This window comes from Aeromonas sp. TW 6 (genome assembly GCF_013168745.1).
Lineage (GTDB): Bacteria > Pseudomonadota > Gammaproteobacteria > Enterobacterales > Aeromonadaceae > Aeromonas > Aeromonas caviae.
The window spans coordinates 1-25333 of record NZ_JABERS010000014.1 but is presented as its reverse complement, the minus strand read 5'-3'; the positions used below and the strand labels follow the sequence as shown (position 1 = coordinate 25333).

At 62.8% G+C, this 25333-nt stretch carries 21 protein-coding genes, 1 tRNA gene and 1 pseudogene; 13 read left to right on the top strand and 10 right to left on the bottom strand.

What is annotated here, in order from left to right; all coding sequences use genetic code 11:
- Positions 1-111: 111 nt before the first annotated feature.
- Both rpoD and HKD46_RS08985 read left to right on the top strand, forming a co-directional pair.
- Complete coding sequence (gene rpoD, locus HKD46_RS08990) at positions 112-2007, top strand: RNA polymerase sigma factor RpoD (protein WP_263639565.1); 1896 nt, start codon at positions 112-114, stop codon at positions 2005-2007.
- 194 nt (positions 2008-2201) lie between these two features.
- Positions 2202-2278, top strand: a tRNA-Ile gene (locus tag HKD46_RS08985).
- 47 nt (positions 2279-2325) lie between these two features.
- On the opposite strand, the gene HKD46_RS08980 is transcribed toward HKD46_RS08985, so the two are convergent.
- The 6 genes and pseudogenes from HKD46_RS08980 to purH form a co-directional block, all read right to left on the bottom strand.
- Positions 2326-2796, bottom strand: coding sequence for a tetratricopeptide repeat protein (locus HKD46_RS08980; protein WP_171865308.1), 471 nt, complete (start codon positions 2794-2796; stop codon positions 2326-2328).
- A 147-nt stretch (positions 2797-2943) separates the two neighbouring features.
- Positions 2944-5519, bottom strand: a pseudogene (locus HKD46_RS08975) (alpha amylase C-terminal domain-containing protein).
- Between the two features lie 266 nt (positions 5520-5785).
- On the bottom strand, positions 5786-6340 hold the full coding sequence (locus tag HKD46_RS08970; RefSeq protein WP_103243703.1) for a cytochrome b/b6 domain-containing protein: 555 nt from the start codon (positions 6338-6340) through the stop codon (positions 5786-5788).
- The gene (locus HKD46_RS08965) at positions 6321-6695 is read right to left on the bottom strand and encodes a cytochrome b562 (RefSeq protein ID WP_045521970.1); all 375 of its coding nucleotides are present in this window, start codon (positions 6693-6695) and stop codon (positions 6321-6323) included. Before HKD46_RS08965 ends, HKD46_RS08970 begins: the two co-directional genes overlap by 20 nt.
- Positions 6696-7100: 405 nt before the next feature.
- On the bottom strand, positions 7101-8390 hold the full coding sequence (gene purD, locus HKD46_RS08960) for a phosphoribosylamine--glycine ligase (RefSeq protein WP_041211074.1): 1290 nt from the start codon (positions 8388-8390) through the stop codon (positions 7101-7103).
- A gap of 104 nt (positions 8391-8494) precedes the next feature.
- The gene (purH, locus tag HKD46_RS08955) at positions 8495-10087 is read right to left on the bottom strand and encodes a bifunctional phosphoribosylaminoimidazolecarboxamide formyltransferase/IMP cyclohydrolase (RefSeq protein ID WP_103243702.1); all 1593 of its coding nucleotides are present in this window, start codon (positions 10085-10087) and stop codon (positions 8495-8497) included.
- A gap of 432 nt (positions 10088-10519) precedes the next feature.
- Between purH and zntR the strand changes: the two genes are divergently transcribed.
- The 3 genes from zntR to HKD46_RS08940 all read left to right on the top strand — a co-directional run bounded on the left by zntR (position 10520) and on the right by HKD46_RS08940 (position 11809).
- Positions 10520-10957, top strand: a complete 438-nt coding sequence (gene zntR / locus HKD46_RS08950) for a Zn(2+)-responsive transcriptional regulator (RefSeq protein ID WP_041211075.1) — start codon at positions 10520-10522, stop codon at positions 10955-10957.
- Complete coding sequence (locus HKD46_RS08945; protein ID WP_010675608.1) at positions 10947-11483, top strand: dihydrofolate reductase family protein; 537 nt, start codon at positions 10947-10949, stop codon at positions 11481-11483. Before zntR ends, HKD46_RS08945 begins: the two co-directional genes overlap by 11 nt.
- A gap of 107 nt (positions 11484-11590) precedes the next feature.
- On the top strand, positions 11591-11809 hold the full coding sequence (locus HKD46_RS08940; protein ID WP_010675607.1) for an alternative ribosome-rescue factor A: 219 nt from the start codon (positions 11591-11593) through the stop codon (positions 11807-11809).
- Positions 11810-11925: 116 nt separating this feature from the next.
- Here HKD46_RS08940 and hemW read toward each other — a convergent pair whose 3' ends face one another.
- Both hemW and rdgB read right to left on the bottom strand, forming a co-directional pair.
- Entirely contained in the window at positions 11926-13071 is a 1146-nt protein-coding gene (gene hemW, locus HKD46_RS08935) for a radical SAM family heme chaperone HemW (protein ID WP_171865306.1), read from the bottom strand.
- 132 nt (positions 13072-13203) lie between these two features.
- Entirely contained in the window at positions 13204-13800 is a 597-nt protein-coding gene (gene rdgB, locus HKD46_RS08930) for an RdgB/HAM1 family non-canonical purine NTP pyrophosphatase (RefSeq protein WP_010675605.1), read from the bottom strand.
- Positions 13801-14034: 234 nt separating this feature from the next.
- On the opposite strand from rdgB, the gene HKD46_RS08925 reads away from it, so the two are divergent.
- The 3 genes from HKD46_RS08925 to HKD46_RS08915 all read left to right on the top strand — a co-directional run bounded on the left by HKD46_RS08925 (position 14035) and on the right by HKD46_RS08915 (position 16903).
- The gene (locus HKD46_RS08925) at positions 14035-15198 is read left to right on the top strand and encodes a multidrug effflux MFS transporter (protein WP_039040832.1); all 1164 of its coding nucleotides are present in this window, start codon (positions 14035-14037) and stop codon (positions 15196-15198) included.
- A 103-nt stretch (positions 15199-15301) separates the two neighbouring features.
- Positions 15302-16351 carry an oxidoreductase gene (locus tag HKD46_RS08920; protein WP_041213888.1) on the top strand — a complete coding sequence of 350 codons (1050 nt, stop codon included), beginning with the start codon at positions 15302-15304 and terminating at the stop codon, positions 16349-16351.
- A 306-nt stretch (positions 16352-16657) separates the two neighbouring features.
- The gene (locus HKD46_RS08915; RefSeq protein WP_010675602.1) at positions 16658-16903 is read left to right on the top strand and encodes a hypothetical protein; all 246 of its coding nucleotides are present in this window, start codon (positions 16658-16660) and stop codon (positions 16901-16903) included.
- An 80-nt stretch (positions 16904-16983) separates the two neighbouring features.
- Here the strand turns inward: HKD46_RS08915 and HKD46_RS08910 are convergent, their stop codons facing one another.
- Both HKD46_RS08910 and HKD46_RS08905 read right to left on the bottom strand, forming a co-directional pair.
- Positions 16984-17439, bottom strand: coding sequence for an NfeD family protein (locus HKD46_RS08910; protein WP_010675601.1), 456 nt, complete (start codon positions 17437-17439; stop codon positions 16984-16986).
- Positions 17436-18359, bottom strand: a complete 924-nt coding sequence (locus HKD46_RS08905) for an SPFH domain-containing protein (protein WP_029314806.1) — start codon at positions 18357-18359, stop codon at positions 17436-17438. Before HKD46_RS08905 ends, HKD46_RS08910 begins: the two co-directional genes overlap by 4 nt.
- A gap of 197 nt (positions 18360-18556) precedes the next feature.
- Here HKD46_RS08905 and cysG point away from each other — a divergent pair, with 197 nt between their 5' ends.
- The 5 genes from cysG (at position 18557) to cysC (ending at position 25173) form a co-directional block, all read left to right on the top strand.
- On the top strand, positions 18557-19981 hold the full coding sequence (gene cysG / locus HKD46_RS08900; protein WP_161470263.1) for a siroheme synthase CysG: 1425 nt from the start codon (positions 18557-18559) through the stop codon (positions 19979-19981).
- 104 nt (positions 19982-20085) lie between these two features.
- Complete coding sequence (cysD, locus tag HKD46_RS08895) at positions 20086-21054, top strand: sulfate adenylyltransferase subunit CysD (RefSeq protein ID WP_171865304.1); 969 nt, start codon at positions 20086-20088, stop codon at positions 21052-21054.
- A gap of 24 nt (positions 21055-21078) precedes the next feature.
- Entirely contained in the window at positions 21079-22506 is a 1428-nt protein-coding gene (gene cysN, locus HKD46_RS08890; protein WP_171865302.1) for a sulfate adenylyltransferase subunit CysN, read from the top strand.
- A gap of 4 nt (positions 22507-22510) precedes the next feature.
- Positions 22511-24235, top strand: coding sequence for an SLC13 family permease (locus HKD46_RS08885; RefSeq protein WP_042016322.1), 1725 nt, complete (start codon positions 22511-22513; stop codon positions 24233-24235).
- A gap of 347 nt (positions 24236-24582) precedes the next feature.
- On the top strand, positions 24583-25173 hold the full coding sequence (cysC, locus tag HKD46_RS08880) for an adenylyl-sulfate kinase (RefSeq protein WP_171865300.1): 591 nt from the start codon (positions 24583-24585) through the stop codon (positions 25171-25173).
- Positions 25174-25333: the final 160 nt, after the last annotated feature.

Genomic DNA, 25333 nt, shown 5'->3' with positions numbered 1-25333 from the left:
CACCTGGCCCCGACAACACTGCGGGCAGGGGTTTCTCATGACCGACGCCGCAACCAGACATAGCATGTCTGGCGGTTTTCTATTAGAATTGGCTATTTGCGCAGCAGCGCACTGTACGCGCAACCTAGCAACACCAACCGGATGAGTTCTATGGAGCAAACCCCGCAGTCTCAGCTTAAACTCCTCGTTGCCAAAGGTAAAGAACAGGGCTACCTGACCTATGCCGAGGTGAACGATCACCTCCCGCAAGACATTGTCGATTCAGACCAGATCGAAGACATCATCCAGATGATCAACGATATGGGCATTCAAGTGGTTGAAAACGCTCCGGATGCCGATGACCTTATCATGGCTGAAGGTGGTACCGCCGATGAGGACGCTGCCGAAGCAGCGGCCCAGGCTCTGGCATCTGTTGAATCTGAGATTGGTCGCACGACCGATCCCGTCCGCATGTACATGCGGGAAATGGGTACCGTCGAACTGCTGACCCGCGAAGGCGAGATCGACATCGCCAAGCGGATTGAAGACGGTATCAACCAGGTACAAAGCTCCGTCGCCGAGTACCCTGAAGCCATCACCTATCTGCTCGAACAGTACGACAAGTACGAAGCCGAGCAGCTTCGCCTGTCCGACATCATCTCCGGCTTCATCGATCCGAACGAAGTGGATGACGTGGCACCGACCGCCACTCATATCGGCTCCGAGCTCAGCGAGGACGACCTCGCCGACGAAGACGAAGATGAGGACGAAGACGAAGACGAAGACGGTGACAACTCCGACGATGATGGCGACGGTGGCCCGGATCCGGAAGTCGCTCGCGAGAAATTCGGCGAACTGCGTGCCCAGTACGAGGTGACTCGTCTCTCCATTCAGCAGAATGGCCGTGCCCACGACGACACCCAGAATGCCATCGCCCAGCTGGCCGATGTCTTCCGTCAATTCCGCCTGATGCCCAAGCAGTTCGATCGCCTGGTCAACAACATGCGGGAGATGATGGAGCGTGTCCGAGTGCAGGAACGCATCATCATGAAGCTCTGCGTTGAGCAGGCCAAGATGCCGAAGAAAACCTTCGTCGCGGCCTTCACCAACAACGAGTGCGAAACTGCCTGGTTCGAATACCAGAAGCAGGCCGGCAAGGCGTGGTCTCCCCGCCTGCTCGAGATGGACGAAGAAGTACTGCGTTCCATCGGCAAGCTGCAGCAGATCGAAGAAGAGACCGGTCTGTCCATCGCCCAGATCAAGGACATCAACCGCCGCATGAGCATTGGTGAGGCCAAAGCCCGCCGTGCGAAGAAAGAGATGGTTGAGGCCAACTTGCGTCTGGTTATCTCCATCGCCAAGAAGTATACCAACCGCGGTCTGCAGTTCCTGGATCTGATCCAGGAGGGCAACATCGGTCTGATGAAGGCGGTCGACAAGTTCGAATATCGTCGCGGCTACAAGTTCTCGACCTATGCCACCTGGTGGATTCGTCAGGCCATTACCCGCTCCATCGCGGATCAGGCCCGTACCATCCGTATCCCGGTGCACATGATCGAGACCATCAACAAGCTCAACCGTATCTCCCGCCAGATGCTGCAGGAGATGGGTCGTGAACCGAACCCGGAAGAGCTGGCCATGCGCATGGGCATGCCGGAAGACAAGATCCGCAAGGTACTGAAAATCGCCAAGGAGCCCATCTCCATGGAGACGCCCATCGGTGATGATGAAGACTCCCACTTGGGCGACTTCATCGAAGATACCACCCTGGCTCTGCCAGCGGATGCGGCCACCAGCGAGAGCCTGCGCAACGCGACCCGCGAAGTGCTGGCCGGGCTGACCGCACGGGAAGCCAAGGTACTGCGCATGCGCTTCGGTATCGACATGAACACCGACCACACCCTCGAGGAAGTGGGCAAGCAGTTCGACGTCACCCGTGAGCGTATCCGTCAGATCGAAGCCAAGGCCCTGCGCAAACTGCGCCATCCGAGCCGCTCGGAAGTGCTGCGCAGCTTCCTGGACGAGTAGTCCCGGGTTCTGTCAGCCTGACATTGCAACAAAAAGCCCCGCCATGCGGGGCTTTGTTTTATCCGTGCTGGCATGGGCGTGAAGAGGGGTCATGGAACCGCTTGAATATGGATTAAATCTCGCCAAGTGGTTGATCTGACTATGGACGGGGTATCCGCCATCCCCTATAATCCACGCCGCTAACCAGCATCAATGGCCCCTTAGCTCAGTTGGTCAGAGCAGTCGACTCATAATCGATTGGTCGTGGGTTCAAGTCCCCCAGGGGCCACCATTTTCAGACAAAGCCGCTCTTTTGAGCGGCTTTGTCGTTTCTGGCGCTTACCAGTGTCTGTCCAGATCCTCGGCATAGAGTGCCATGGCGCGCCGGTAGGGAAGCAGGGCGGGATCCGTGGTGGTGGTCGCGAGGATCCCCAGCAGCGTCTCCATCCCCTCCTTGCTGCGCCCCAGGTTGTAGCAGGTCATGGCACGAAACACCTTGAACTCCACGGCATCGGGGAAGCGGGCCAAGGCCTCGTCAAAGGTGGCCAGCGCCTCGGCATGACGGCCCGTGGTGCGATAGGAGCTGCCAAGTCCAAGCAGGGCCCCGCGCAGCGACGCCTCGCCAAGCCCCAGCGACACGGCCTTCTGATAGAGCGGAATGGCCTCGGCCTCTCGCCCCAGCATGTCGTGCAGTCCGGCCACTTCGTAATGCAGCTCGGCGTGGGCCGGGTGCGCGATGAGTTGCAGCAGACCGTGCTGACGGGCTTCCTCGATCCGTCCCTCGGCCTTGAGGGTGTTCAACTGTTTCATATGTGCTCCTGCATGGGGATGAAGGATCAGTATGCCTGCCGACAGGCTGGCGGGGAACGGGTCATGGAGCCATGAAAAAGGCCTCCCGCCGATGGCGGGAGGCCTGGCTCGGCGCCGGGGCGCAATCGCCCTGGCGTGTGTCCAGCCTTACTGGGCGCTCAGGCTGTAGGCCAGGGTCTGGTCGTTGAAGCGCACCACATAGGCACCGACCACTGCCGTGGTGATGTCTGCCCCGGCCAGCTCGGCCACGCCATCCTTGTTGGTGTCGCCGTAGTTCTGGGTCCAGTCCCCCTTGACGTCGAACTTGAAGCGCTGGCCACCGTTCCCATCACCGCTGCCGGTGAAGGTGACGCTGGCCTGCCAGAGGTGATCCCCGACCAGGGACATGGGGGTGGTGCCCCAGTTGTTGGTTGTGCCGCGAATGTTGAGGCTGGCGACATTCTTGGCATAGGTGACGCTCACCGGAGTCAGGCTGTATTGCAGGGTCTGATCGTTGAAACGTACCCGGTACTGGCCGATGACCGGGGTGAGGATGTCACTGCCGGTCAGTTCGGCCACGCCGTCCTTGTTGGTGTCGCCGTAGTTCTGGGTCCAGTCCCCCTTGACGTCGAACTTGAAGCGCTGGTTGGTCTGACCGTCGAAGGTGACAAGGGCTTCCCACTGATTGTCGGCGATCAGCGTCATGGCAAGGGATCCCCAGGCATTGGGGGTGCCGCGGAAGTTCAGGGTGGGCAGTACGCTGGCGTAGGTGCCGTTGTCGTCGGTGACGGTCACGGTGGCGCTGGCACTGGCGGTCAACCCTTCCGCATCGGTCACGGTGACCGTCACGGTATGGGTACCCGGGGTATCGAACCGGACTGTCTCCGTGGCGGCGGTGCCCCCGCTGGACCAGCTGTAGCTCACCGCGCCGCCGTCATCGCTGGAAGCGGAGGCGTCGAACACCACGCTCTCGCCCGCCTTGACGCTGAGGGTTTTGGGAGAGAGGGCGGCGACCGGTGCCTGGTTGCTGGTGAGGGGGGTGACCGTGTAGCGCAGATCGCTCTCGCTCAGGGTGATGCGGTAGGTGCCCGCCCCGCTGACCAGGATATCCTTGCTGCTGCCCTTGTCGGCGATGCCATCCCCTTCGTTGTCGCCGTAGTTCTCGGCCCAGTTGCCGAAGACGTCGAACTTGAAGCGCTGGGCACCGGTGGCGTCACCGTTGCCGGTCAGGGTGAGGGTGGCGGACCAGACACGGTTGGCATCGACGGTCATGGGGGTGTTGCCCCAGGCGTTGTGGGTACCGCGCAGATTCATGCTGCTGAACTTGTTGCCCGGCAGGACGGAACCGCCGCAGGGGCTGGCCTTGGTGCAACCGGCGATGATGGCGGCCGCCTTCATGCCGGGGACGTTCAGGCTGGCCTTGCCGCTGCCGTCGACGGTGACATAACCGCCGCTGCAGTAGTCATTGCCCCCCAGGAGGTTGCAGTACTCGCCGGCCGGCAGGCTGGTCTGCACCGAGGCCACCAGGCTGCCGCTCTCGTTGTTGATGGCGACGAAGCCCTTGTCACCGCGGCTGAAGGCGATCTGGTTGTTGCCGTTGTCCCACCAGTTGCTGACGGGCTGGCTTTCGGTCCGGTTGTGGAACAGGGCCATGTTCATGATGGTCGGTCGGCGCTGTTCGCAGTTCCACTGGCTGTCCGTGCAGGGCGTGCTGCCCGGCGCCCCCTTGTCGGTTTCATAGGTGCCCATGTTTTCGAAGCGATAGCCGGACATCACCTGCTTCCAGCCATAGGGCCAGGCCATCATGAAGGTGTTGGCCAGATCGTAGCGTGCACCGCTCATGAAGGTGAGCATGCCGCCACCGCCGTGGCCGCGTTCGCGGTCGTGGTTGACCACGAAGACGAAGGCCTTGTTGGAGGGGAGCAGGCCCCAGCTCTCGCCCAGGGTCTTGAGGTTCTTGATCTGGCCGTTGAAGTTGGCGGCGAGATCGGTGCCGTATTTGAAGTCGGTGACGGTGTCGATGTAGGTGTAGCGGCCCGGCTGGATGTCGGGAGACTCCCCGCCTGCGCCGATCACCTCCAGGTAGGCCCTGGGGCTGCCTGCCTTGTCGAGGATGGCCTTCACATCGGCCGGCGCCATGTGCTTGGCCGCATCGATGCGAAAGCCCGCCACGCCCCAGCCGAGCAGGGTCTTCATGTAGGTGGCGATCTGATCCTGGACGTAGGATGAGCCGGTATTGAGGTCCGGCATGCCGTAGAGGGCGCCGTTCCAGACGTTGTTGCTGTCACCGGGTTGGTGATGTCGCCGCTGTGGTGGAAGTCGTTGTAGCCGAACTGGGGATATTGGAACTGCCCCGAGTTGTAGCTGCCGCCGCCGGTGGCGGTGCCCGAACCCGATGCCAGCTGGTTGAAGACGGCGTCGGCATAGACCTTGACCCCGGCCGCGTTGCAGCGGGCGATCATGCTCCTGAGCTCTGCCTCGCTACCGCCGAAGCTGTTGAAATTCTTGAAGCTGACCGGTTGATAGACGGTCCACCAGACCTGGCTGCCCTGCTTGTGCTCGGCCGGTGGGGTGATCTGGACGCCACCGAACCCCTTGGGCCCGAGCACGGTCTCGCACTCGTTGGCGATGTCGTTGAACTTCCATTGGAACAGGTGAACCATGACTCCTTCGGCGCTGGCAGTGTGGCTGAAAGAGCCGAGTGCCGTCGCCAGCAGGGCGGTTCGAAACAGTGTGTTGTGCATGACGATTTTCCCTTCGATCTTGTTATTGACGTATCACTGTCGTGTAGTCGAACGGACAACAAACAACCTCGTTCAGCTCCGTAGCATTCATGAAATCGATGTGGTTGAAAATCGAACAAGCTGAATTAATTAAGAAATGTGAATGAAAATGCTTTCATGCCATTCGGTGGCAGCAGGAGGATGCAGAGGGGAGCAGATCGGTGCGAGATCCCGTCAAGCGGGTAGCGAAGGGGATGAACAGGGGCCCCGCAGGGCCCCGTGAACGTTCAGACGTTGGGTTCCTGCTGCCCGGCACTGGCCCGGGCACGACGCCCTGGCAGCATGCGGGTGACCAGGTTGCTGCGCTGGCGCCAGGAGGTGTAGGCGATGGCGCACAGGTGCAGGGCGATCATGCCCTGGAGTGCCCAGGTGCACCACTCGTGCCAGTCGTCCGCCCCCAGATCGAAGCCGGTCTCGGTGTTCTGGAACCAGCCGGTCCCTGCGGTGGCGAGTACCAGCAGCCAGAGTGCCCAGACCGCCAGCTTGCCGCTGCCGTGATGGCCAGGGGTGGGCGGGGTCCGTTCGCGCAGGGCGTCGGCCTGATGGCGAAAATCCTCCCGGCTCGGGATGAGGGCGCGCAGGCGGGCGTGGCCGCGAGCGAAGGTGAGCCCCCATAGCAGGCGTATGCCGATGAGCACCATGACGGCGTATCCCATCCGCTCGTGCCACTCCTCGCCCGCCTCGTTGAGCCAGAGGTTGCCGATACAGATGGCCGCCACACCCCAGTGGGTGAGGCGCACCAGAGCATCCCAGTGGAAGGGATCAGCCTTTCTGCTTGGCATAGTTGTGGTACTCCTTCTTCAGGTCGTTGACCTTGGCCAGGTGCTCGCGCGCCTTGGCCTCGTCACCGGCCTTGAGGGCTGCCAGGCTGGCATCCAGCTCGGTCTGCACTTCGGTCATGCCTTCCAGGAACTTCTCCTTCTTGGCGGCGGGCATGTTCTTGCCCTTGGCGACGTCCAGCTGGGCCTTCATCTCCTTGATGTATTTCTCCATGGTGGCCGCGTCGTCGGCCTTGACGGCCTGCTTGTAGTTGAAGCCGATCTTCTTCATCGGCTGCTCCAGATCGCCGGCCATGGCAGGCAGGGCCATCAGGCCGAACATCAGGGGCAGCAGCAGGGGGCGCACAGTTTTCAGCATGGGATTTCCTTATGAGACGACGAGATTGCAGGTTGTTATAGCACTCATTTGAGTGCGGTTTCACGCATCATGATGCCATGAAAGGGCGATCATTGTATGAAGAAAGTGCGACCAATTGTGACGAATTGTGCAGGGGATTGCTGTGGGAATGTAGCCGAAAGAGAACGGCCACCGGATCTCGCCTCCGGCAGGGATACAAGGGCGCGCATCTGGTCCGGGAAGGGGCTCGCAGGCAGTGAATCATGCTGCCATTATTTATCACACATCGGTTTTTTAAAGTCAGGTGAGTTTTTCAGGTGTTTTTGTTTTTGAAAGTCATCATCCATGGACGATTTCACTGCCCGTACAGACGCTGTGCAACAAAAAAAGGGCCCGCAGGCCCTTTGAGTGATCGGGATCCGGCCCTTATTCGGCCTGCTCGCGCTCGATGGCACGCCAGCCGATGTCCTTGCGATAGAAGATGCCGTCCCACTGGATGCGGCCAGCCAGGGCATAGGCCCGCTGCTGGGCTTCCTGCACCGTGTGGCCGAGGGCGGTGGCGCACAGCACGCGGCCACCCTGGGTCAGGCTGGTGTGTCCTTCCAGGCGGGTGCCTGCATGGAACACCTTCTCCCCTGCCACTTCGTCCACCGGCAGACCGCTGATGGGGTGGTTGCTGGTGTAGTCGCCGGGATAGCCACCCGCCGCCAGCACCACGCCGATGGCGGCACGGGGGTCATAGACGGCTTCCTTCTGATCCAGCTGGCCGGCGCAGGCGGCGAGGCAGAGATCCACCAGATCGGACTGCATCCGCAGCATGATGGGCTGGGTTTCGGGGTCGCCGAAGCGGCAGTTGAACTCGATCACCTTGGGGTTGCCCTCGGCATCGATCATCAGGCCGGCGTAGAGGAAGCCGGTGTAGACGTTGCCCTCGGCCGCCATGCCGCGCACGGTCGGCATGATCACCCGCTCCATCACGCGCTGGTGCACTTCGTCGGTCACCACGGGGGCCGGGGAGTAAGCCCCCATGCCGCCGGTGTTGGGGCCGGTGTCGCCGTCGAAGGCGCGCTTGTGATCCTGGCTGGTGGCCATGGGCAGCACGTGCTCGCCGTCCACCATGACGATGAAGCTCGCCTCTTCCCCGTCCAGGAACTCCTCGATCACCACCCGGGCGCCGGCATCGCCGAAGGCATTGCCGGAGAGCATGTCACGCACCGCCGCTTCCGCCTCGTCGAGGGTCATGGCGACGATCACCCCTTTGCCGGCGGCCAGACCGTCGGCCTTGATGACGATGGGGGCGCCCTTCTCGCGCAGATAGGCCAGCGCTGGCTCCACCTCGGTGAAGTTCTGGTAATCGGCGGTGGGAATGGCGTGGCGGGCCAGGAAGTCCTTGGTGAAGGCCTTGGAGCCTTCCAGCTGGGCAGCGGCGGCGGTCGGGCCGAAGATGGTCTGATCGGCGGCGCGGAAGGCATCGACCACCCCTTTCACCAGGGGGGCTTCCGGTCCGACGATGGTGAGGCCGATCTGGTTCGCCTTGGCGAAGGCCAGCAGGCCCTCGATGTCGGTGGCCTGGATGGCGACGTTCTCGATGCCCGGCTCAAGCTGGGTGCCCGCATTGCCCGGTGCCACGAAGACCTGGGTCACCAGGGGGGAGTGTTTGGCCTTCCAGGCCAGGGCGTGTTCACGGCCGCCGTTGCCAATGATCAGTACTTTCATCGTCTCGCTCGCTTCTGTCTGAGTTCACTGGCGCTGCGGTGGCACTGCCAGTGGAAAGGATCCGGTGCTAAAGAGGCAGGGCCGCCATCGGCGGCCCTGGGCTGTCAGTGACGGAAATGACGCATGTTGGTGAACACCATGCACATGCCGTGTTCGTTGGCGGCGTCGATCACCTCCTGGTCGCGCATCGAGCCACCTGGCTGGATGACGCAGGAGATGCCCGCGGCAGCGGCGGCATCGATGCCGTCGCGGAACGGGAAGAAGGCGTCGGAGGCCATGACGGAGCCCGCCACGGTCAGCCCTTCATCCTCGGCCTTGATGCCGGCGATCTTGGCAGAGTAGACGCGGCTCATCTGGCCGGCGCCGACGCCGATGGTCTGGCCGTTCTTGGCGTAGACGATGGCGTTGGATTTGACGAACTTGGCGACCTTCCAGCAGAACAGCAGATCCTGCAGCTCGGCCTCGGTGGGCTGACGCTGGCTGACCACCTTCAAATCCCCGAGCGTCACCATGCCCAGATCGCGCTCCTGCACCAGCAGGCCGCCGTTGACGCGCTTGAAGTCAAAGCCTTGCGCCGGGGCAGTCCACTGGCCGCACTCCAGCAGGCGCACGTTCTGCTTGGCGGCGACCGCCTCGCGGGCTGCCTGGCTGATGCTGGGGGCGATGATCACTTCCACGAACTGGCGGGCGACGATGGCCGCGGCGGTCTCGCCGTCCAGTTCGCGGTTGAAGGCGATGATGCCGCCAAAGGCCGAGGTGGGGTCGGTCTGGTAGGCGCGATCGTAGGCTGCCAGCAGGTCGTCACCGATGGCGACGCCGCAGGGGTTGGCATGCTTGACGATGACGCAGGCCGGTTCGCTGAACTCCTTCACGCACTCCAGCGCCGCGTCGGTGTCGGCGATGTTGTTGTAGGAGAGGGCCTTGCCCTGCAGCTGGATGGCGCTTGCCACCGAGCCCGGCGCGGCCTGCTCTTCGGCGTAGAAGGCGGCAGCCTGGTGGCTGTTCTCGCCGTAGCGCATGTCCTGCTTCTTGATGAACTGGTTGTTGAAGGTGCGGGGGAAGCGGGACTCTTCGTCGCCTTCCTTGTTTTCGCCGTAGGAGGGCACCAGGGTGCCGAAGTAGTTGGCGATCATGCCGTCGTAGGCGGCGGTGTGCTCGAAGGCGGCGATGGCCAGATCGAAGCGGGTGGAGAGGGTCAGGCTGTTGCCGTTGCCATCCATCTCGGCGATGACGCGGTCATAGTCGGAGGCCTTGACGACGATGGTGACGTCCTTGTGGTTCTTGGCAGCGGAGCGGACCATGGTCGGGCCGCCGATGTCGATGTTCTCGACGGCGTCTTCCAGGGTGCAACCGGCTTTGGCCACGGTGGCGGCGAAGGGATAGAGGTTGACGACGACCATGTCGATGGGGGAGATAGCGTGCTCGGCCATGATGGCGTCATCCCGGTCGCGACGGCCGAGAATGCCGCCGTGTACCTTGGGATGCAGGGTCTTGACCCGGCCGTCCATCATCTCGGGGAATCCGGTGTAGTCGGACACCTCGGTCACCGGCAGGCCCGCATCGGCCAGCAGCTTGGCGGTACCACCGGTGGAGAGCAGGGCCACACCACGCGCGTCGAGTGCCTTGGCAAATTCCAGGATGCCAGTCTTGTCAGACACACTCAGCAGTGCACGGCGAATGGGTCGAGCTTGTTCCATCACACTATCGTCCTCAGCATAACGGGGACCGTTCCATGGGAGGCGAGGCTCAACACACAGAGAGTCCCCAAATAAATGGAAGTGGGGGATTTCGCAAACCACTCTCGCCCGGGGCGGCCGTTGGCAAAAGCGTTTTAGGAAATGCCCGCTTGACGCGACGCTCTCTTGTGGGCGCGTATTCTACACAAAAAATGTGACCTGTGGTGGATTTTTTAAAGAGGAAAACCCTTGTGGGATGCGGCGTTAAACGTTTTCTGGTGAATTTTTGTGAAACGTTTGTCTTTTCAGTGTTTTGGGGATAAATGGCCGGCAAGTGGGGGGTTAGCTGCTGCTTTCCTGCCTTTGACTGGCAATCGCCGGGCAAAGAGGTGATAGTGGAGGCCGGTTTATATTGAGTACCATGTCGGGAATGTCATGCGGGGGGAGAGGACCATGTATCGGATCGGTGAACTGGCCAAGGCGTGCGGGGTGAAGGCCGACACCCTGCGCTTTTACGAGAAGAACGGCCTCATCTCGCCGGGCATTCGCAACGAATCCGGTTATCGCCTCTACGGGGAGCAGGACAGGCGGCGGCTGGAGTTCATCATCCGCGCCAAGTCGGTGGGCTTCTCCCTCGCGGACATCGGCGAGCTGCTTGCCCTGGACACCAACAAGGCCAAGGTCACCTGCCAGGAGGTGAAGGCGGTGGCCGACACCAAGCTCGAACAGGTGGAGCAGAAGCTCCTGGAGCTGACCCGTTTTCGCGAGAACCTGAAGGCCCTCTCCGACATCTGCTGCGGCGGCCCGCGCTCGGCGGAGCACTGCGCCATCCTCGAGACCCTGGAGTCCGGCGCCCCTTCCCGCCACGAGCACCACGACCATGAGCACTGAGCTGCGCCGGCCCCGGGTCTCCGCCTTTCTCGCCCTCTCCCTCGACGGTTTCATCGCCGGGGAGGGGGGCGATCTGGCATGGCTGGCCCCCTATGGTGGCGACGGGCCGGAGGAGACCGGCTACAGCGCCCTGATGGCGAGCGCGGACACCCTGCTGATGGGGCGCAACACCTACGATATCGTGAGCGCCTTTCCCGAGTGGCCCTACGGTGACAAGCCGCTGGTGGTACTGACCCACAGGCCCGCCGACCCCCGTCCTCGGGTCTCCTTCCGGCAGGGGGCGCTGGCGCAGGTGCTGGACGAGTTGTGGCAGGGGGGAAGCCGTCACCTCTATCTGGATGGCGGGGAGCTGGTGAGGCAGGGTCTGCAGGGGGCCCTGGTGGACGAGCTGACCCTGTTCTGGGTGCCGGTCACCCTGGGGGGCGGGATCCCGCTCTTTACCGGGCCTCTCCCCGCAGGGTTGAGACCGGTGTCGAGCGCCGTGCTGCCAAGCGGCCTGGTGCGGGTTATCTATCACCCCGCCTGACAGCTTGCACGGGGGAGGCAAGAGGCGCACAATCGGCGCGTTTTTCGCCATCTGCCCTTCTAGGCAGGGACGATAGGCAAACACGACAACCCCATCAAGGAGCCCATATGGCTAAGAAGAAGGTGACCTGTGTCACCGCCGAACCCGCCTGCGAACATCAGCGCGGCATCATTCAGGACAACCACCTCAAGGCACTGGTGACCTCCCCCCTGTTCCAGGCCAGGGTCGAGCCGAGCAAGAAGGGCAAGGGCAGCTATCAGCGCAAGGCCAAGCACGGCAAGCGGTGGGAGCCCGGCCAACAGCAGATGGCAAGCGTCTGCTGCTGAGCGGGTTTCTGCCGCAAGGCATCAGCTAACACAATCAGGGCGCCAATGGCGCCCTGATTGTTTTTCTATTCGCTGGTGCTGACTTGCGGTCTTGACGCCAGAGAGTGAACCCGTGCTCACTCGTCCATAAAGAGTTCGAGCAGCACGTTGAGGTAGCGATGGCCCAAGGACGTGAGCTGCCAGCTGTCGCCGAGATCCTCGATCAGCTCCTTGGTCCGGGCGATGGCGAGCATGGTCTCTACCCGCTCCAGCGGTAGCCCCGTGAAGGCCTCGAACTCCGCCTTGGGGGCGGGTTCAAACAATCTGAACCGGTTCATGAAGTACTCGAGGGGCAGATCGTCCGCGCTCACCTGCCATTGGCTGTCCAGATAGGGGCGGCTCGGATCCAGATAACCTTTCGGATGCTTCACCTTGGCGGTGCGCAGGATCTGCTGGCTCGCAAGATCCGTCACCTTGCCGTGGGCGCCGCAGCCGATCCCCAGATAGTCGCCAAAGCGCCAGTAGTTGAGGTTGTGGCGGCACTGATACCCCTCTTTGGCATAGGCCGAGATCTCGTACTGCTGATAGCCCTGGGTGGTCAGCATGGCGTGGCCCTGCTCGTAGATGTCCCACAGGGTGTCATCTTCCGGCAATGTGGGGGGTTTGGAGGCGAATGCCGTGTTCGGCTCTATGGTGAGCTGATACCAGGAGAGGTGCGGCGGCGCGCAGTCGATGGCCTGCTGCAGGTCGTAGAGCGCATCGTCCAGGCTCTGATCCGGCAGGCCGTGCATCAGATCCAGGTTGAAGGTGGGAAGCGCGATGGCGTGGGCCAGTTCGGCGGCCTTGCGCGCCTCCTCGGGGCCGTGGATGCGGCCGAGCCGGGTCAATTTCTCCTGCTGGAAGCTCTGTACCCCGATGGAGATGCGGTTGATGCCGGCCCGCTGGAAGCCGGCGAACTTGTCCGCCTCCACCGTGCCCGGGTTGGCCTCCATGGTGATCTCGCAGTCCGGGATCAGTGCGATCCGTGCGCGCACCCCGTCCAGCAGCGCCTGCATGGCGTCGACGGAGAGCAGGCTCGGCGTGCCGCCACCGATAAAGATGGAGGAGAGGGGGCGCCCCTGGGCCCAGTGCAGATCCTGCTCCAGATCCTCCAGCAGGGCCGCCACGTACTCGAGGTGGGGCAGCTCCCCCTTCTGGGCGTGGGAGTTGAAGTCGCAGTAGGGGCACTTCTGGACGCACCAGGGCACGTGGATATAGAGGGAGAGGGGCGGCAGTTGCAGCATGGGATTTCCAGTATTCAACAATCAAAAGGGGTCGGGTGGCCCTGGTTGCCGGTGACAACGGGCGGGGCGCCGCGAACGAAACGGGGGCCGACGGCCCCCATTGTAGATGACAACGCGGCGGGAGACAGCGCTTTAGTTGACCGCCGCCAGGGCCGCTTTGAGCTTGGCCAGGGCCTGGCCGCGATGGCTGAGCTGGTTCTTGAGCTCCGCCGGCATCTGGGCCGAGGTGCAGTCGTGGTCGGGGACGAAGAACACGGGGTCATAGCCGAAGCCGTGCTGGCCGCGGGGTTCGTCGATGATCATCCCCTCCCAGCTCGCCTGGCAGATAATGGGGGTGGGATCGTCGGCGTGGCGCATGTAGACCAGCACGCACCAGAAGCGGGCGCTTTTCAGGTAATCCGGCGCGCCCTTGAGCTCGGCCAGCAGCTTGTCGATGTTCTCCTTGTCGCTGGCACCGGCACCGGCAAAACGGGCGGAGTAGACGCCGGGGCGGCCGTGCAGCAGATCCACTTCCAGACCGGAGTCGTCGGCCACGGCGGGCAGGCCGGTGACGCGGGCGGCGTGGCGGGCCTTGATGATGGCATTCTCGACGAAGGTGGTGCCGGTCTCGTCGGCATCGGAGACTGCAAACTCGCTCTGCGGGATCACCTGGATCTTCATATCGGCCAGCATGGCGGCCAATTCCTTCACCTTTTTCTGGTTCCCTGTTGCCAGGACAAGCTTGTTCATCACACACCTCCGCAAAAATAATCTGCGCATTCTATGCGGGGGAGGGGTTTAGTAAAAGCGCCAATTGCCCGGGATCCGGTGCCAACGGGGGATCCTGGTTCCACCCCCTGAGAGGTAGAAGAGATACATGTTTCCAACAGGGAATAACCGAAGTGATTAAATACCATTTCAATTCATTACTCTGAGTCAGTAGACTCGCGGCCCAATCGATATTCCTAGGGCTTGAGGTGACTGATGCCATTGATTCTTTTGCTTGTACTCCTGGTGTTGTTCAGCCCGCTGGCCATCGACATCTATCTGCCTGCCATCCCCCAGATGGCCGAGCAGCTGGGGGCCGAAGTGACCCTGATGCAGGGCACCATTACCTGGTTCCTGTTCAGCATGGGGCTGGGGCAACTGCTGGTGGGGCCGCTGGCCGATCGCTACGGGCGTAAACCCATTGCCCTGGGGGGCGTGCTGCTCTATGGCCTGAGCGCCCTGGCAGCCGGCTTTGCTGCCAGCCTGGGCGAGCTGATGCTGGCGCGGGTGCTGCAAGGCTTCGGGGCCTGCGCCACCTCGGTGGCCGCCTTCTCGGTGGTCCGTGACAGCTATGGCCCCAAGAAGAGCGGTCAGATGATCTCCTATCTGAACGGTGCCATCTGCTTTATCCCCGCACTGGCGCCCCTGCTGGGTGGCTGGCTCACCGCCAAGGCGGGCTGGTCGGCGAACTTCTGGTTCATGGCGGGTTACGCCGTCGTGGTCGGCAGCTGGCTGCTGTGGCGGATGCCGGAAACCCGCCCTGAGGAGACCAGCAGTGCTGGCCCGCTCATCAGCTGGTCCCGCTACAGCCCGGTGCTGCGCTCCCCGAGCTTCCTGTTCAACGCGGCGCTGTGCATGCTGGCGATGGCGGTGATCCTCGCCTACGTGACGGCGGCACCGGTACAACTGATGGTGACCCTGGGGCTGGACATGAGTGGCTTCAGCCACTGGTTCACCGCCAATGCGGCACTCAACATCCTGGCCTGCTTCCTGGCCCCGCGCTTCATCGCCCGGGTAGGGCCAAGACGGACCCTGCGTATCGGCCTGCTGGTGCTGCTGCTCTCCGCCATCACCCTGACCCTGGCCATGCACATCCCGCACCCGCTGGCCATGATGGGCCCGGTGTTCCTCTCCAGCATCGGCTTTGCGATGATCCTGGGCGCCGCCGCCGGTATGGCGCTGGCCCCCTTCGGCCACTGCGCCGGCACTGCGGCCGCCCTGCTCGGCCTGTTCCAGATGAGCGGCTCCGGCGCCCTGGTGGGGATCACCGGTTGGCTGATGCCGGATCCCCTGAGCCAGCTGGCCCTGCACATGTGGCTGCTGCTGCCCCCGCTGGTGATGCTGATGACCCGCCAGGGTCGCCGCTTGTGTTTGCAATAAATCCTGTGCTCTGATGAGCACACTCGGGGGGCCTTGAGCCCCCTTCTCTTTTTCAGGTGACCTCGCCTGCCTCGCATGATCACAGACCCGTGGAGAAAACCGGATGAGCCACACAATCAACGCCGCCCTGGTGGGATACGGCTTCGCAGGACAGACCTTTCACGCCCCCTTCCTGGCCACGACCCCGGGCCTGACCCTGCGCTGGGTGGTGAGCCGGGATGCCGCCAAGGTACAGGCGGCGTTGCCCGGCACCCGGGTCGGCACCCTGGAGCAGGTGCTGGCCGATGACAGCCTCGATCTGGTGGTGATCGCCACCCCCAACGACACCCACGCCCCCATCGCTCGCGAGGCCCTGCTGGCGGGCAAGCACGTGGTGATCGACAAGCCGTTCGCCCTGGATCTGGCCGAAGCGAAGGCGCTGGTCGAGTTGGCGGAGAAGCAGCAAAGGCTGCTCAGCATCTTCCACAACCGGCGCTGGGACGGGGACTTCCTCACGGTGCGCCGTCTGCTGGCGGAGGGGGCGCTGGGGCAAGTCGCCCAGTTCGAATCCCACTTCGACCGTTATCGCCCCGAGGTGCGCCAGCGCTGGCGCGAGGCGGGCGGACCGGGCTCCGGTCTCTGGTTCGATCTTGGCCCACATATCCTCGATCAGTCGCTTCAGCTGTTCGGTCAGCCGGACTGGTTGCAGGCGGATCTGGGCAAGCAGCGCCCCGGGGCCCTGGCGGACGACTACTTCCATGTGGTGCTGGGTTACGGAGAGATGCGGGTCATTCTGCACGGCAGTTGTCTGGTGTCGGCCGTGATGCCCCGCTTCGTGGTGCACGGCAGTCAGGGCTCCTTCATCAAGTTCGGCATGGACGTGCAGGAGGAGCAGCTCAAGGAGGGCAAGCGGCCTCCGGCGGCGGACTGGGGTGTGGATCCCGCCCCCGGCCAGCTCAGCCAGATCCGGGACGGTCAGCTCGTGCAGCAGACCGTGGCAGGCGAGGCGGGGGACTACGGCGCCTACTATCGCGGCGTCTGCGCCGCCATCCGGGGAGAGGGGGAGAACCCGGTGCCGGCCGACGAGGCTCTGGCGGTGATGGCCTTGCTGGACCTGGCCCGGGAGAGCGACCAGCAGGGGCGGCGCCTGCCTTGTCAGAAGCTGTCTGACTGACGGCGTTATCCGGCAGCGCCGAGAGCCTGACAGAAAGACAATGGCTGACTGGCAATTGCCAGGTAATTGGCGATTTGTTGTGCGAATTTGGTGGTGAATGGGTGTTTTATATTAATATTTGTCGTTGCAGCAGTGTTTCTTATCATGCCAACGAGAAAATATCATTGTGATACGCGTTTTCATCGGCCGCATATGGGGATATATTTCGCGCGCCTTCGGGCTCCAGCGGCCGGTGTGCCGACAGGAGCCGGGGCGTACAGTGATGGTCCCTGCACCATCTCTCCATCTTTTTTTGAGGGTATGCACATGAACAAAGTACTGGTAGCCGGTATCCTGGGTCTGATGTTGACCGCCTGTGGTCAGAAAGAAGAAGCTGCCGCTCCGGCTGCGACCCCGGCCGCAGACGTTGCTGCCACTGTCGAGAAAGCCGCTAGCGAAGCGTCTGCTACCGTCGAGAAGGCTGCTTCCGAAGCTTCCGCTACTGTCGAGAAGGCTGCCGCTGACGTGGCCACCAAGGCTGAAGCTGCCGTGAGCGATGCCAAGGCCAACTAAGCCAGCACCTCATTGAAAAACGGGCCCGGCGCACTCGCGCCGGGCCCGTTTTTTTATAGCCATGACGGGGCGTTGCCCGGTCAGCCGAGGGGTTCCACCAGCAGGATGTGGGAGTCGGCCCCCACCACCTTGACCCGGCTGCCAGCCGGCAGCGGCGCGTTGCAGCGCACCGTCCAGACGGTGTCGTCCAGATGCACCCGGCTCATTCCCTGGCTGACCTCGTCCAGCAGGGTCAGCTCGCGGCCCATGTAGCTTTGCATCCGCTCGTTGATGGGGGCGGCGGCATCCAGCCCGGAGCGATCCCGGCGATGCTGCCAGCGCCACCAGGCCCAGGTGGTGAGCAGGGATTGCAGGGCGAAGAGCAGCAACTGCGCCTGCCAGCCGAAGGGCCAGACCAGCAGCAAGAGTCCCACCTCCAGGGCGGCGATGCCGGTCCAGAGCAGAAAGCCCACCGACCCCATCACCTCGATGGCCAGCAGCACGAAGCCGAGCCCCAGCCAGTGCCAGTGGGTCAGCCCCTCGAACAGGGCTGTCATGATTTGCCCGCCTTGCCGTCTTTGTTGAACAGCTCGGCCATGCCCGCCACCGAGCCTATCAGGCTGCCCGCTTCCAGGGGCATCATGATGATCTTGCTGTTGGGGCCTTCACCGATGCGGGCCAGGGCCTCGGTGTATTTCTGGGCCACGAAGTAGTTGATGGCCTGCATGTCGCCCTCGGCGATCGCCTGGGAGACCATGTGGGTCGCCTTGGCTTCCGCCTCGGCGGCCCGCTCCCGCGCTTCGGCGGCGAGGAAGGCGGCCTGACGCTCACCCTCGGCTTTCAGGATCTGGGACTGCTTCTCCCCCTCGGCCTTCAAGATCTTGGACTGGCGCACCCCTTCGGCCTCCAGCACCTCGGCCCGCTTCTGGCGCTCGGCCTTCATCTGGGCGTTCATGGCTTCCACCAGGGCGAGGGGCGGGCGCACATCCTTGATCTCGATCCGGGTCACCTTGATGCCCCATGGGGCGGTGGCGGCATCCATGGTGCGCAGCAGCTTCTCGTTGATGGTGTCGCGCTGGGAGAGCATTTCGTCCAGCTCCATGGCGCCGAGCACGGTCCGCATGTTGGTCATGGTGAGATTGCGGATGGCACTGGTGAGATCATTGACCTCGTAGCCCGCCTTGCGGGCATCCACTACCTGCACGAAGCTGATGGCGTCGATGGTGACGTTGGCGTTGTCCCGGGAGATCACCTCCTGGGCCGGGATGTCCAGCACCTGCTCCATCATGATGATCTTGTGACCGATGCGGTCGATGTAGGGGATCAGCAGGTTGAGGCCCGGGGAGAGGGTGCGGGTGTAGCGGCCGAAGCGCTCCACGGTCCAGTTGTAACCCTGGGGCACTATCTTGATGCCGGCACTCAGGGTGGCGAGTACCAGGAATATGAAGATCCCCAATACAATCAATGACTCATTCATGATTAAGCTCCTTATGAAACACTTTCACTAGCCTAGGGTCTGGTGCCATCCACCACAAGCAGATTCGCTTCTCTATTGCCGCCACACGGCTTTACTAATTACCAAAACGCATTAAAGAGCATTTTTTATTATTTTGAGGGATAAGCGCTCCTGCCTATAGTCGCCCCAGATGTCGCGATGCCGAGGAGCGGGCCCTGATGGATTATTTACCTATGTTTGCCAGGTTGGAAGGCCGCCCGGTACTGCTGGTGGGCGGGGGCGAGGTTGCCCTGCGCAAGGCGCGCCTGCTGCTGGCGGCAGGTGCCCGGATCACCCTGGTCTCTCCCGCGCTCGAGCCCGAGTTCCATGAATTTGCCGGTCGCTTCACCCATGTGGCGGCGCGTTTCGACCCGGCTCACCTGGCAGGGCAGATCCTGGTGGTGGCCGCGACCGATGATCTCGAGGTCAACGCCCTGGTCTACCAGAGCGCCACCGAGCGCGGTCTGTTCGTCAACCTGGTGGATGACCCCGAGCGCTCCAGCTTTATCTTCCCCTCCATCATCGATCGCAGCCCCATCGTGGTGGCCGTCTCCAGCGGCGGCAAGGCCCCCGTGCTGGTGCGTCTGTTGCGCGAGCGGCTCGAGAGCCTGCTGCCCCGCCATCTTGGCGGTCTGGCGGAGCTCTCCGGCCGGGTGCGCCGCCGGGCCAAGCAGGTGCTGACCTCCCTCTCCGATCGCCGCCGCTTCTGGGAGCGCGCCTTTGCCTCCAACACCCTGGCCGGTCTGATTGAGAAAGCCGATTGGCAGGGTGCCGAGCAGTGGCTGAACGAGGGACTGGACAAAGCCCGTACCGAAGTGGGAGAAGTGGTGCTGGTAGGGGCGGGCCCGGGAGATCCTGGCCTGCTGACCCTCAAGGCGCTGCAACAGATCCAGCAGGCCGAAGTGGTGCTCTATGACCAGCTGGTCTCCCCCGAGATCCTGGACCTGGTGCGCCGCGACGCCACCCTGGTGTCGGTCGGCAAGAAGGCGGGTGCTCACAGCGTGCCCCAGGAGGAGACCAATCGCCTGCTGGTGGAATACGCCAAAGCGGGTAACCGGGTGGTGCGCCTCAAAGGGGGCGATCCCTTCATGTTCGGTCGTGGCGGCGAGGAGCTGGAAGTGCTGGCCGAGGAGGGCATTCCCTTCTCGGTAGTGCCCGGCATCACGGCGGCTGCCGGTGCCACCGCCTATGCGGGCATTCCGCTCACCCACCGCGACCATGCCCAGAGCGCCGTCTTCATCACCGGCCACTGCCAGAAGGAGGGCAAGGAGCCCGACTGGCAGCAGCTTGCGGCCACCAACCAGACCCTGGTCATCTACATGGGGCTGATGCGCTCCGAGCATATCCAGCAGCAACTGGTAAGCCATGGCCGACGCGCCGCCACCCCCATCGCCATCATCGAGCGGGGCACCACGGCCCGCCAGCGGGTGCTGACCGGCACCTTGGCGGATCTGGCAGAGCTGGCCCAGCAGGCGGTGAGCCCGTCGCTTATCGTCATCGGTGAAGTGGTGGCACTGCGCCAGCAACTCGCCTGGTTTGGCGAACAGGGGCAAGGGCAGGAGGCAGAAAGCGGCCACGAGCTCAAGCTGGTGAGCCTGGCCTGAGAGGCGAGACCCGAATCGATTTGACGGTGCGGCCAAGGCGGCACCGAACTGAACCAACACCGCGCCCCGAGCAGGTGCGATAGTAATGAACCGAGGACCCAGACATGGACCGTGAAAGACTGACCCAACTGCAGCCATCCGATGCACAGAGCATCCGTGCAGGTGTCACCCGCGAGCGACTGACTCACCTGCAGCAACTGGAAGCCGAGAGCATCCATATCATCCGCGAGGTGGCCGCCGAATTTGAAAACCCGGTGATGATGTACTCCATCGGCAAGGACTCCTCCGTCATGCTGCACCTGGCCCGCAAGGCCTTCTACCCGGGCAAGATCCCCTTCCCCATGCTCCACGTGGACACCAACTGGAAGTTCAAGGAGATGATCAAGTTCCGGGACGAGACCGCCAAAAAGTTCGGGCTGGATCTCATCGTCCACAAGAACCCGGACGGTCTGGCCATGGACATCAACCCCTTCGTGCACGGCAGCAGCAAGCACACCGACATCATGAAGACCGAGGGGCTCAAGCAGGCGCTCAACAAATACGGCTTCGATGCCGCCTTCGGTGGTGCCCGTCGCGACGAGGAGAAATCCCGTGCCAAGGAGCGTGTCTACTCCTTCCGCGACAAGTCCCACCGCTGGGATCCGAAGAACCAGCGCCCGGAGCTGTGGCGCGTCTACAACAGCCAGGTCAACAAGGGGGAGAGCATCCGTGTCTTCCCGCTCTCCAACTGGACCGAGCTGGACATCTGGCAATACATCTATCTCGAGAACATCGACATAGTCCCGCTCTACTTCGCGGCCATGCGCCCCGTGGTGGATCGCGGCGGCATCAAGATCATGGTGGATGACGAGCGCATGCCCATCGGCCCGGAAGACGAAGTGAAGCAGGAGCTGGTGCGCTTCCGTACCCTCGGCTGCTACCCGCTGACCGGGGCCATCGAATCCAATGCCACCACCCTGCCGGAGATCATCGAAGAGATGCTGATCACCACCTCGAGTGAGCGGCAAGGGCGGCTCATCGACCACGATCAGGCCGGCTCCATGGAGCAGAAGAAGCGTCAGGGCTATTTCTAAAAAAATGTTCTAAGGAATCGCATCATGAACAACCACATTCAGACCGCCATCAGCGAACAGGGCATTGAAGCCTACCTGCACGCCCAGCAGCACAAGAGCCTGCTGCGTTTTCTCACCTGCGGCAGCGTGGACGACGGCAAGAGCACCCTCATCGGCCGCCTGCTGCACGACTCCCAGCAGATCTATGAAGATCAGCTCAAAGCGCTGGAGTCCGACAGCCAGAAGCTCGGCACCACCGGCGAGAAGCTGGACCTGGCCCTGCTGGTGGACGGCCTGCAGGCGGAGCGCGAGCAGGGCATCACCATCGACGTGGCCTACCGCTATTTCTCCACCGCCAAGCGCAAATTCATCATCTCGGATACCCCGGGCCATGAGCAGTACACCCGCAACATGGCTACCGGCGCCTCCACCTGCGATCTGGCCATCATCCTGATCGACGCCCGCAAGGGGGTGCTGGATCAGACCCGCCGCCACAGCTTTATCGCGAGCCTGCTCGGCATCAAGCAGTTCGTGGTGGCAGTGAACAAGATGGACCTGGTGGAGTTCAGCCAGGAGGTGTTCGATCGCATCAGCTTGGAGTACCGCGAATTCGCCAAGAAGCTCAGCGTCGACACCATCCACATCGTGCCGGTCTCGGCCCTGGACGGCGACAACGTGGTGAACCCGAGCGACAAGCTGGCCTGGTATCAGGGCGAGACCCTGCTCTCCTTGCTGGAGTCTGCCGAAGTGGAGCGCGAGCTGGAGCGTCACCCGGTGCGCCTGCCGGTGCAGTACGTGAACCGCCCCAACCTCGATTTTCGCGGCTTCGCGGGGACCTTGGCCTCCGGCATCCTGCGGGTGGGCGACAAGCTTGCCGTGCTGCCGTCCGGCAAGGAGAGCACGGTCACTCGCATCGTCACCTTCGACGGGGATCTGGAGTACGCCCTGCCGGGTCAGGCCATCACGGTCACCTTCGCCGATGAAATCGACATCAGCCGGGGCGACCTGCTGGTGGATGCCGCCAGAAAGCCGCTGGTGACCCAGAACCTGCTGGCCCACATCGTCTGGATGGGGGAGGAGTCCCTGCAACCGGGCCGGGTCTACGACGTCAAGCTGGCCACCAAGAAGAGTCGCGGCCAGGTGGAGGCTATCCGCCACCGCATCGAGATCAACAAGCTCGACGAGCTGCCCGCCTCCGAGCTCAAGCTCAACGAGATCGGCCTGTGCGAATTCAGCCTGACCGACCCGGTGGCGTTCGACCCCTACAAGGAGATCCGCGACACCGGCAGCTTCATCCTCATCGACCGGCTGACCAACGTCACCGTCGGTGCCGGCATGATAGTGGAAGGGCTGGCGGCCAAGGTGATGGCAGGGCAATACAGCGAGTTCGAAGTGGAGCTCAACGCCCTGGTGCGCAAGCACTTCCCCCACTGGCAGGCGCTGACCATCAGCAACGACGCAAGCAAGGAATAAGCCCATGACCTGGCAACAATCCCTGGTGCTGGGTCTGCTGGCTGCCCTCGTCGCCCTGCTGATCCAGGGCAAACTCCGGCCGGCGCTGCTCTTCTCGGGCGCCGTGCTCATCACCTACCTGAGCGGCCTGGCGGACATCAATGCCGTGGTGGCGGGCTACACCAACAGCGCCCTGCTGACCCTGGTGTTGCTGCTGCTGGTGTCGCTCGCGGTGGAGAAGACCCGGGTCATGAGCTGGTTTGCCAACCTGGTGGGCACCGGCTCCTTCAACAAGGTGCTGGTGAAGGTGTGGTTTTCCACCGCCTTCCTGTCGGCGTTCGTCAACAACACCGCCGTGGTGGCGTCCATGCTGGGGGCGGTCAAGCGCAACCCCAACCATGCGCCCTCCCGGCTGCTGTTGCCCATGTGCTTCGCGGCGACCTTTGGCGGCGTGCTGACCCTGATCGGCACCTCCACCAACCTCATCGTCAACAGCTTCCTCATCAAGATGGGGGCCAAGCCGCTCGGCATGTTCGACTTCTTTATGGTGGGTGCTGGCACATTATTGACAGGGCTGGTGGCCGTGCTGCTGTTTGCCCGCCACCTGCCGGAGCAGGACACCGAGATGAGCCGGGAATCCGGCTATTTTCTCGAGGCCAAGGTGGGCCCCGGCTCCCCCATGGCCGGGCGCAGCGTCAAGGAGAACGGCCTGCGCAGCCTGAAAAGCCTCTATCTTGCCGAGATCATCCGGGGCAACCAGGTGATCTGCCCGGTGCAGCCGGAACACGAGCTGCACGAGGGGGACATGCTGCTGTTCTGTGGCGACGTGGAGAGCGTCGGCGTGTTGCAGGAGCTCAAAGGGTTGGATCTCTACGGCCAGCACCGCCTCAACGGCCAGCACCTGGTGGAGGTGATCGTCAGCCACAGCTCGCGCCTGGTGGGTCAGACCATCAAGGATGCGGAGTTTCGTACCCACTTCGATGCGGTGGTGCTGGCGGTGCGCCGGGGTGAGACCCAGCTCACCGGCGGCCTCGGCCAGATTGAACTGCACGCAGGGGACACCTTGCTGCTGGCCCCCGGCCCCAAGTTTGCGGGCAACAAGTCCCTCTCCCGGGAGTTCGTGGTGGTGAGCGGGCTGGAGGCCTCCACCCGGCTCGATGCCACGCGCAGCGCCGCCGTGGTGGCGGGGTTCCTTGGGGTGTTGACCCTGTCGGTGCTCGATCTGGTGCCGCTCTTCAAGGGGCTGCTGGTGATGCTGGTGGTGCTGCTCTTCTCCCGCATTCTGACCCTGGACGAGATCCGCCGCCGCTTTCCCCTGGATATCTGGCTGGTGGTGGGCGGGGCGCTCGCCATCGCCGATCAGCTGGAGAAGAGCGGCCTGGCCAAGCTCATCGCCGACTGGCTGATGGGGGAGTTCAACGGGGCCAGTCCCTTTATCGCCTTCGTGGGGATCTATCTGTTTACCCTGGTGCTGACGGAGTTGATGAGCAACAACGCGGCGGCGGCCCTGGCCTTCCCCATGGGATTCCAGCTGGCGCTCAGCATGGATGTCTCCACCATGCCGTTCATTCTGGCGGTGCTGTTCGGGGCGAGTTCCAGCTTTATCCTGCCCTACGGCTACCAGACCAACCTGATGGTCTATGCGGCGGGCAACTACAAGATGCCGGATTATCTCAAGCTGGCCCTGCCGGTCTCCCTGGCCTACAGCATCGGGGTGATCGTCATGGTGCCCCTGCTGTTTCCGTTTTAAGGTCTGATACCGGGGGGATGTGTTAAGGGCTGCTTATGTTAACGCGGCTTTTATCAAGGCTGCTTATGACACAGGGGAGTGCCAGGGCACTGGCATCCAGGCGTGAGCGCCAATCAGGTGGGGTTGCATGCGCAATCTCAGGGCATCAGCACCTTGCCGCCTCATGGTGCGAGGCGGCTTCCTGCGGTAACGGACAGTGTCAGTATTGAGGCATGAGCGCCAATCAAGGAGTGTTGGGTGAGCAATGCCATGGCATCAGCACGTTGTCGGCTGATAGTCCGAGGTGGCTCCCTGTGGTGCCGGACAGTTTAAGTTTTGAGGCGTGAGCGCCAATCAAGGAGTGTTGGATGAGCAATATCGTGTGGCATCAGCATGCCGTCGACAAACAGAGCCGGGCCGAGCAGAAGGGGCAAAAGCCCCTGGTGATCTGGTTTACCGGGCTCTCCGGGGCGGGCAAATCCACCCTGGCGGGGGCGCTGGAGCAGGCGCTGGCCGCCTCGGGCAAGCACACCTATCTGCTGGATGGGGACAATGTGCGCCACGGCCTCTGTGGCGATCTCGGCTTCGATGACGCCGCCCGCCAGGAGAATATCCGCCGGGTCGGCGAAGTGGCAAAACTCATGGTGGATGCGGGCCTTATCGTGCTCACCGCCTTTATCTCGCCGTTTCGTGCCGAGCGGGAGCTGGTGCGCAATCTCGTGGGTGAAGGGGAATTTGTCGAGGTGTTTGTCGATGCGCCCCTTAGCGTGTGTGAAGAGCGCGACCCCAAGGGGCTCTACAAGAAGGCGCGGGCAGGGGAAATTCGCAACTTTACCGGTATCGACTCCGCCTACGAGGCACCGGAGCAGCCGGAAATCCATCTGCTTAATGACGGTAAACCGGTGGAAGCGCTGGTGGAGGAGCTGCTGACTGCTCTGCGGCAGGGGGGGCGAGACTGAGGTCGATTGTCTGGGTGTATGGACAGAAGATATATTGTATGGAGATGGTATTCACCTGACAGTTGCCCACAAAAGGGAGTGGTCATACGGCTTCAAACCGGATAACAAAACGGTACCCCTACCGTGTTATCCGGAGTCACCGTATGACCACCAACGAGAA

Coding starts and splice junctions, on each gene's coding strand:
- HKD46_RS08980 (WP_171865308.1), bottom strand. CDS start 2,796: ATGAAACAGTTGAACACCCTCAAGGCCGAGGGACGGATCGAGGAAGCC.
- HKD46_RS08970 (WP_103243703.1), bottom strand. CDS start 6,340: ATGCCAAGCAGAAAGGCTGATCCCTTCCACTGGGATGCTCTGGTGCGC.
- HKD46_RS08965 (WP_045521970.1), bottom strand. CDS start 6,695: ATGCTGAAAACTGTGCGCCCCCTGCTGCTGCCCCTGATGTTCGGCCTG.
- purD (WP_041211074.1), bottom strand. CDS start 8,390: ATGAAAGTACTGATCATTGGCAACGGCGGCCGTGAACACGCCCTGGCC.
- purH (WP_103243702.1), bottom strand. CDS start 10,087: ATGGAACAAGCTCGACCCATTCGCCGTGCACTGCTGAGTGTGTCTGAC.
- zntR (WP_041211075.1), top strand. CDS start 10,520: ATGTATCGGATCGGTGAACTGGCCAAGGCGTGCGGGGTGAAGGCCGAC.
- HKD46_RS08945 (WP_010675608.1), top strand. CDS start 10,947: ATGAGCACTGAGCTGCGCCGGCCCCGGGTCTCCGCCTTTCTCGCCCTC.
- HKD46_RS08940 (WP_010675607.1), top strand. CDS start 11,591: ATGGCTAAGAAGAAGGTGACCTGTGTCACCGCCGAACCCGCCTGCGAA.
- hemW (WP_171865306.1), bottom strand. CDS start 13,071: ATGCTGCAACTGCCGCCCCTCTCCCTCTATATCCACGTGCCCTGGTGC.
- rdgB (WP_010675605.1), bottom strand. CDS start 13,800: ATGAACAAGCTTGTCCTGGCAACAGGGAACCAGAAAAAGGTGAAGGAA.
- HKD46_RS08925 (WP_039040832.1), top strand. CDS start 14,035: ATGCCATTGATTCTTTTGCTTGTACTCCTGGTGTTGTTCAGCCCGCTG.
- HKD46_RS08920 (WP_041213888.1), top strand. CDS start 15,302: ATGAGCCACACAATCAACGCCGCCCTGGTGGGATACGGCTTCGCAGGA.
- HKD46_RS08915 (WP_010675602.1), top strand. CDS start 16,658: ATGAACAAAGTACTGGTAGCCGGTATCCTGGGTCTGATGTTGACCGCC.
- HKD46_RS08910 (WP_010675601.1), bottom strand. CDS start 17,439: ATGACAGCCCTGTTCGAGGGGCTGACCCACTGGCACTGGCTGGGGCTC.
- HKD46_RS08905 (WP_029314806.1), bottom strand. CDS start 18,359: ATGAATGAGTCATTGATTGTATTGGGGATCTTCATATTCCTGGTACTC.
- cysG (WP_161470263.1), top strand. CDS start 18,557: ATGGATTATTTACCTATGTTTGCCAGGTTGGAAGGCCGCCCGGTACTG.
- cysD (WP_171865304.1), top strand. CDS start 20,086: ATGGACCGTGAAAGACTGACCCAACTGCAGCCATCCGATGCACAGAGC.
- cysN (WP_171865302.1), top strand. CDS start 21,079: ATGAACAACCACATTCAGACCGCCATCAGCGAACAGGGCATTGAAGCC.
- HKD46_RS08885 (WP_042016322.1), top strand. CDS start 22,511: ATGACCTGGCAACAATCCCTGGTGCTGGGTCTGCTGGCTGCCCTCGTC.
- cysC (WP_171865300.1), top strand. CDS start 24,583: ATGAGCAATATCGTGTGGCATCAGCATGCCGTCGACAAACAGAGCCGG.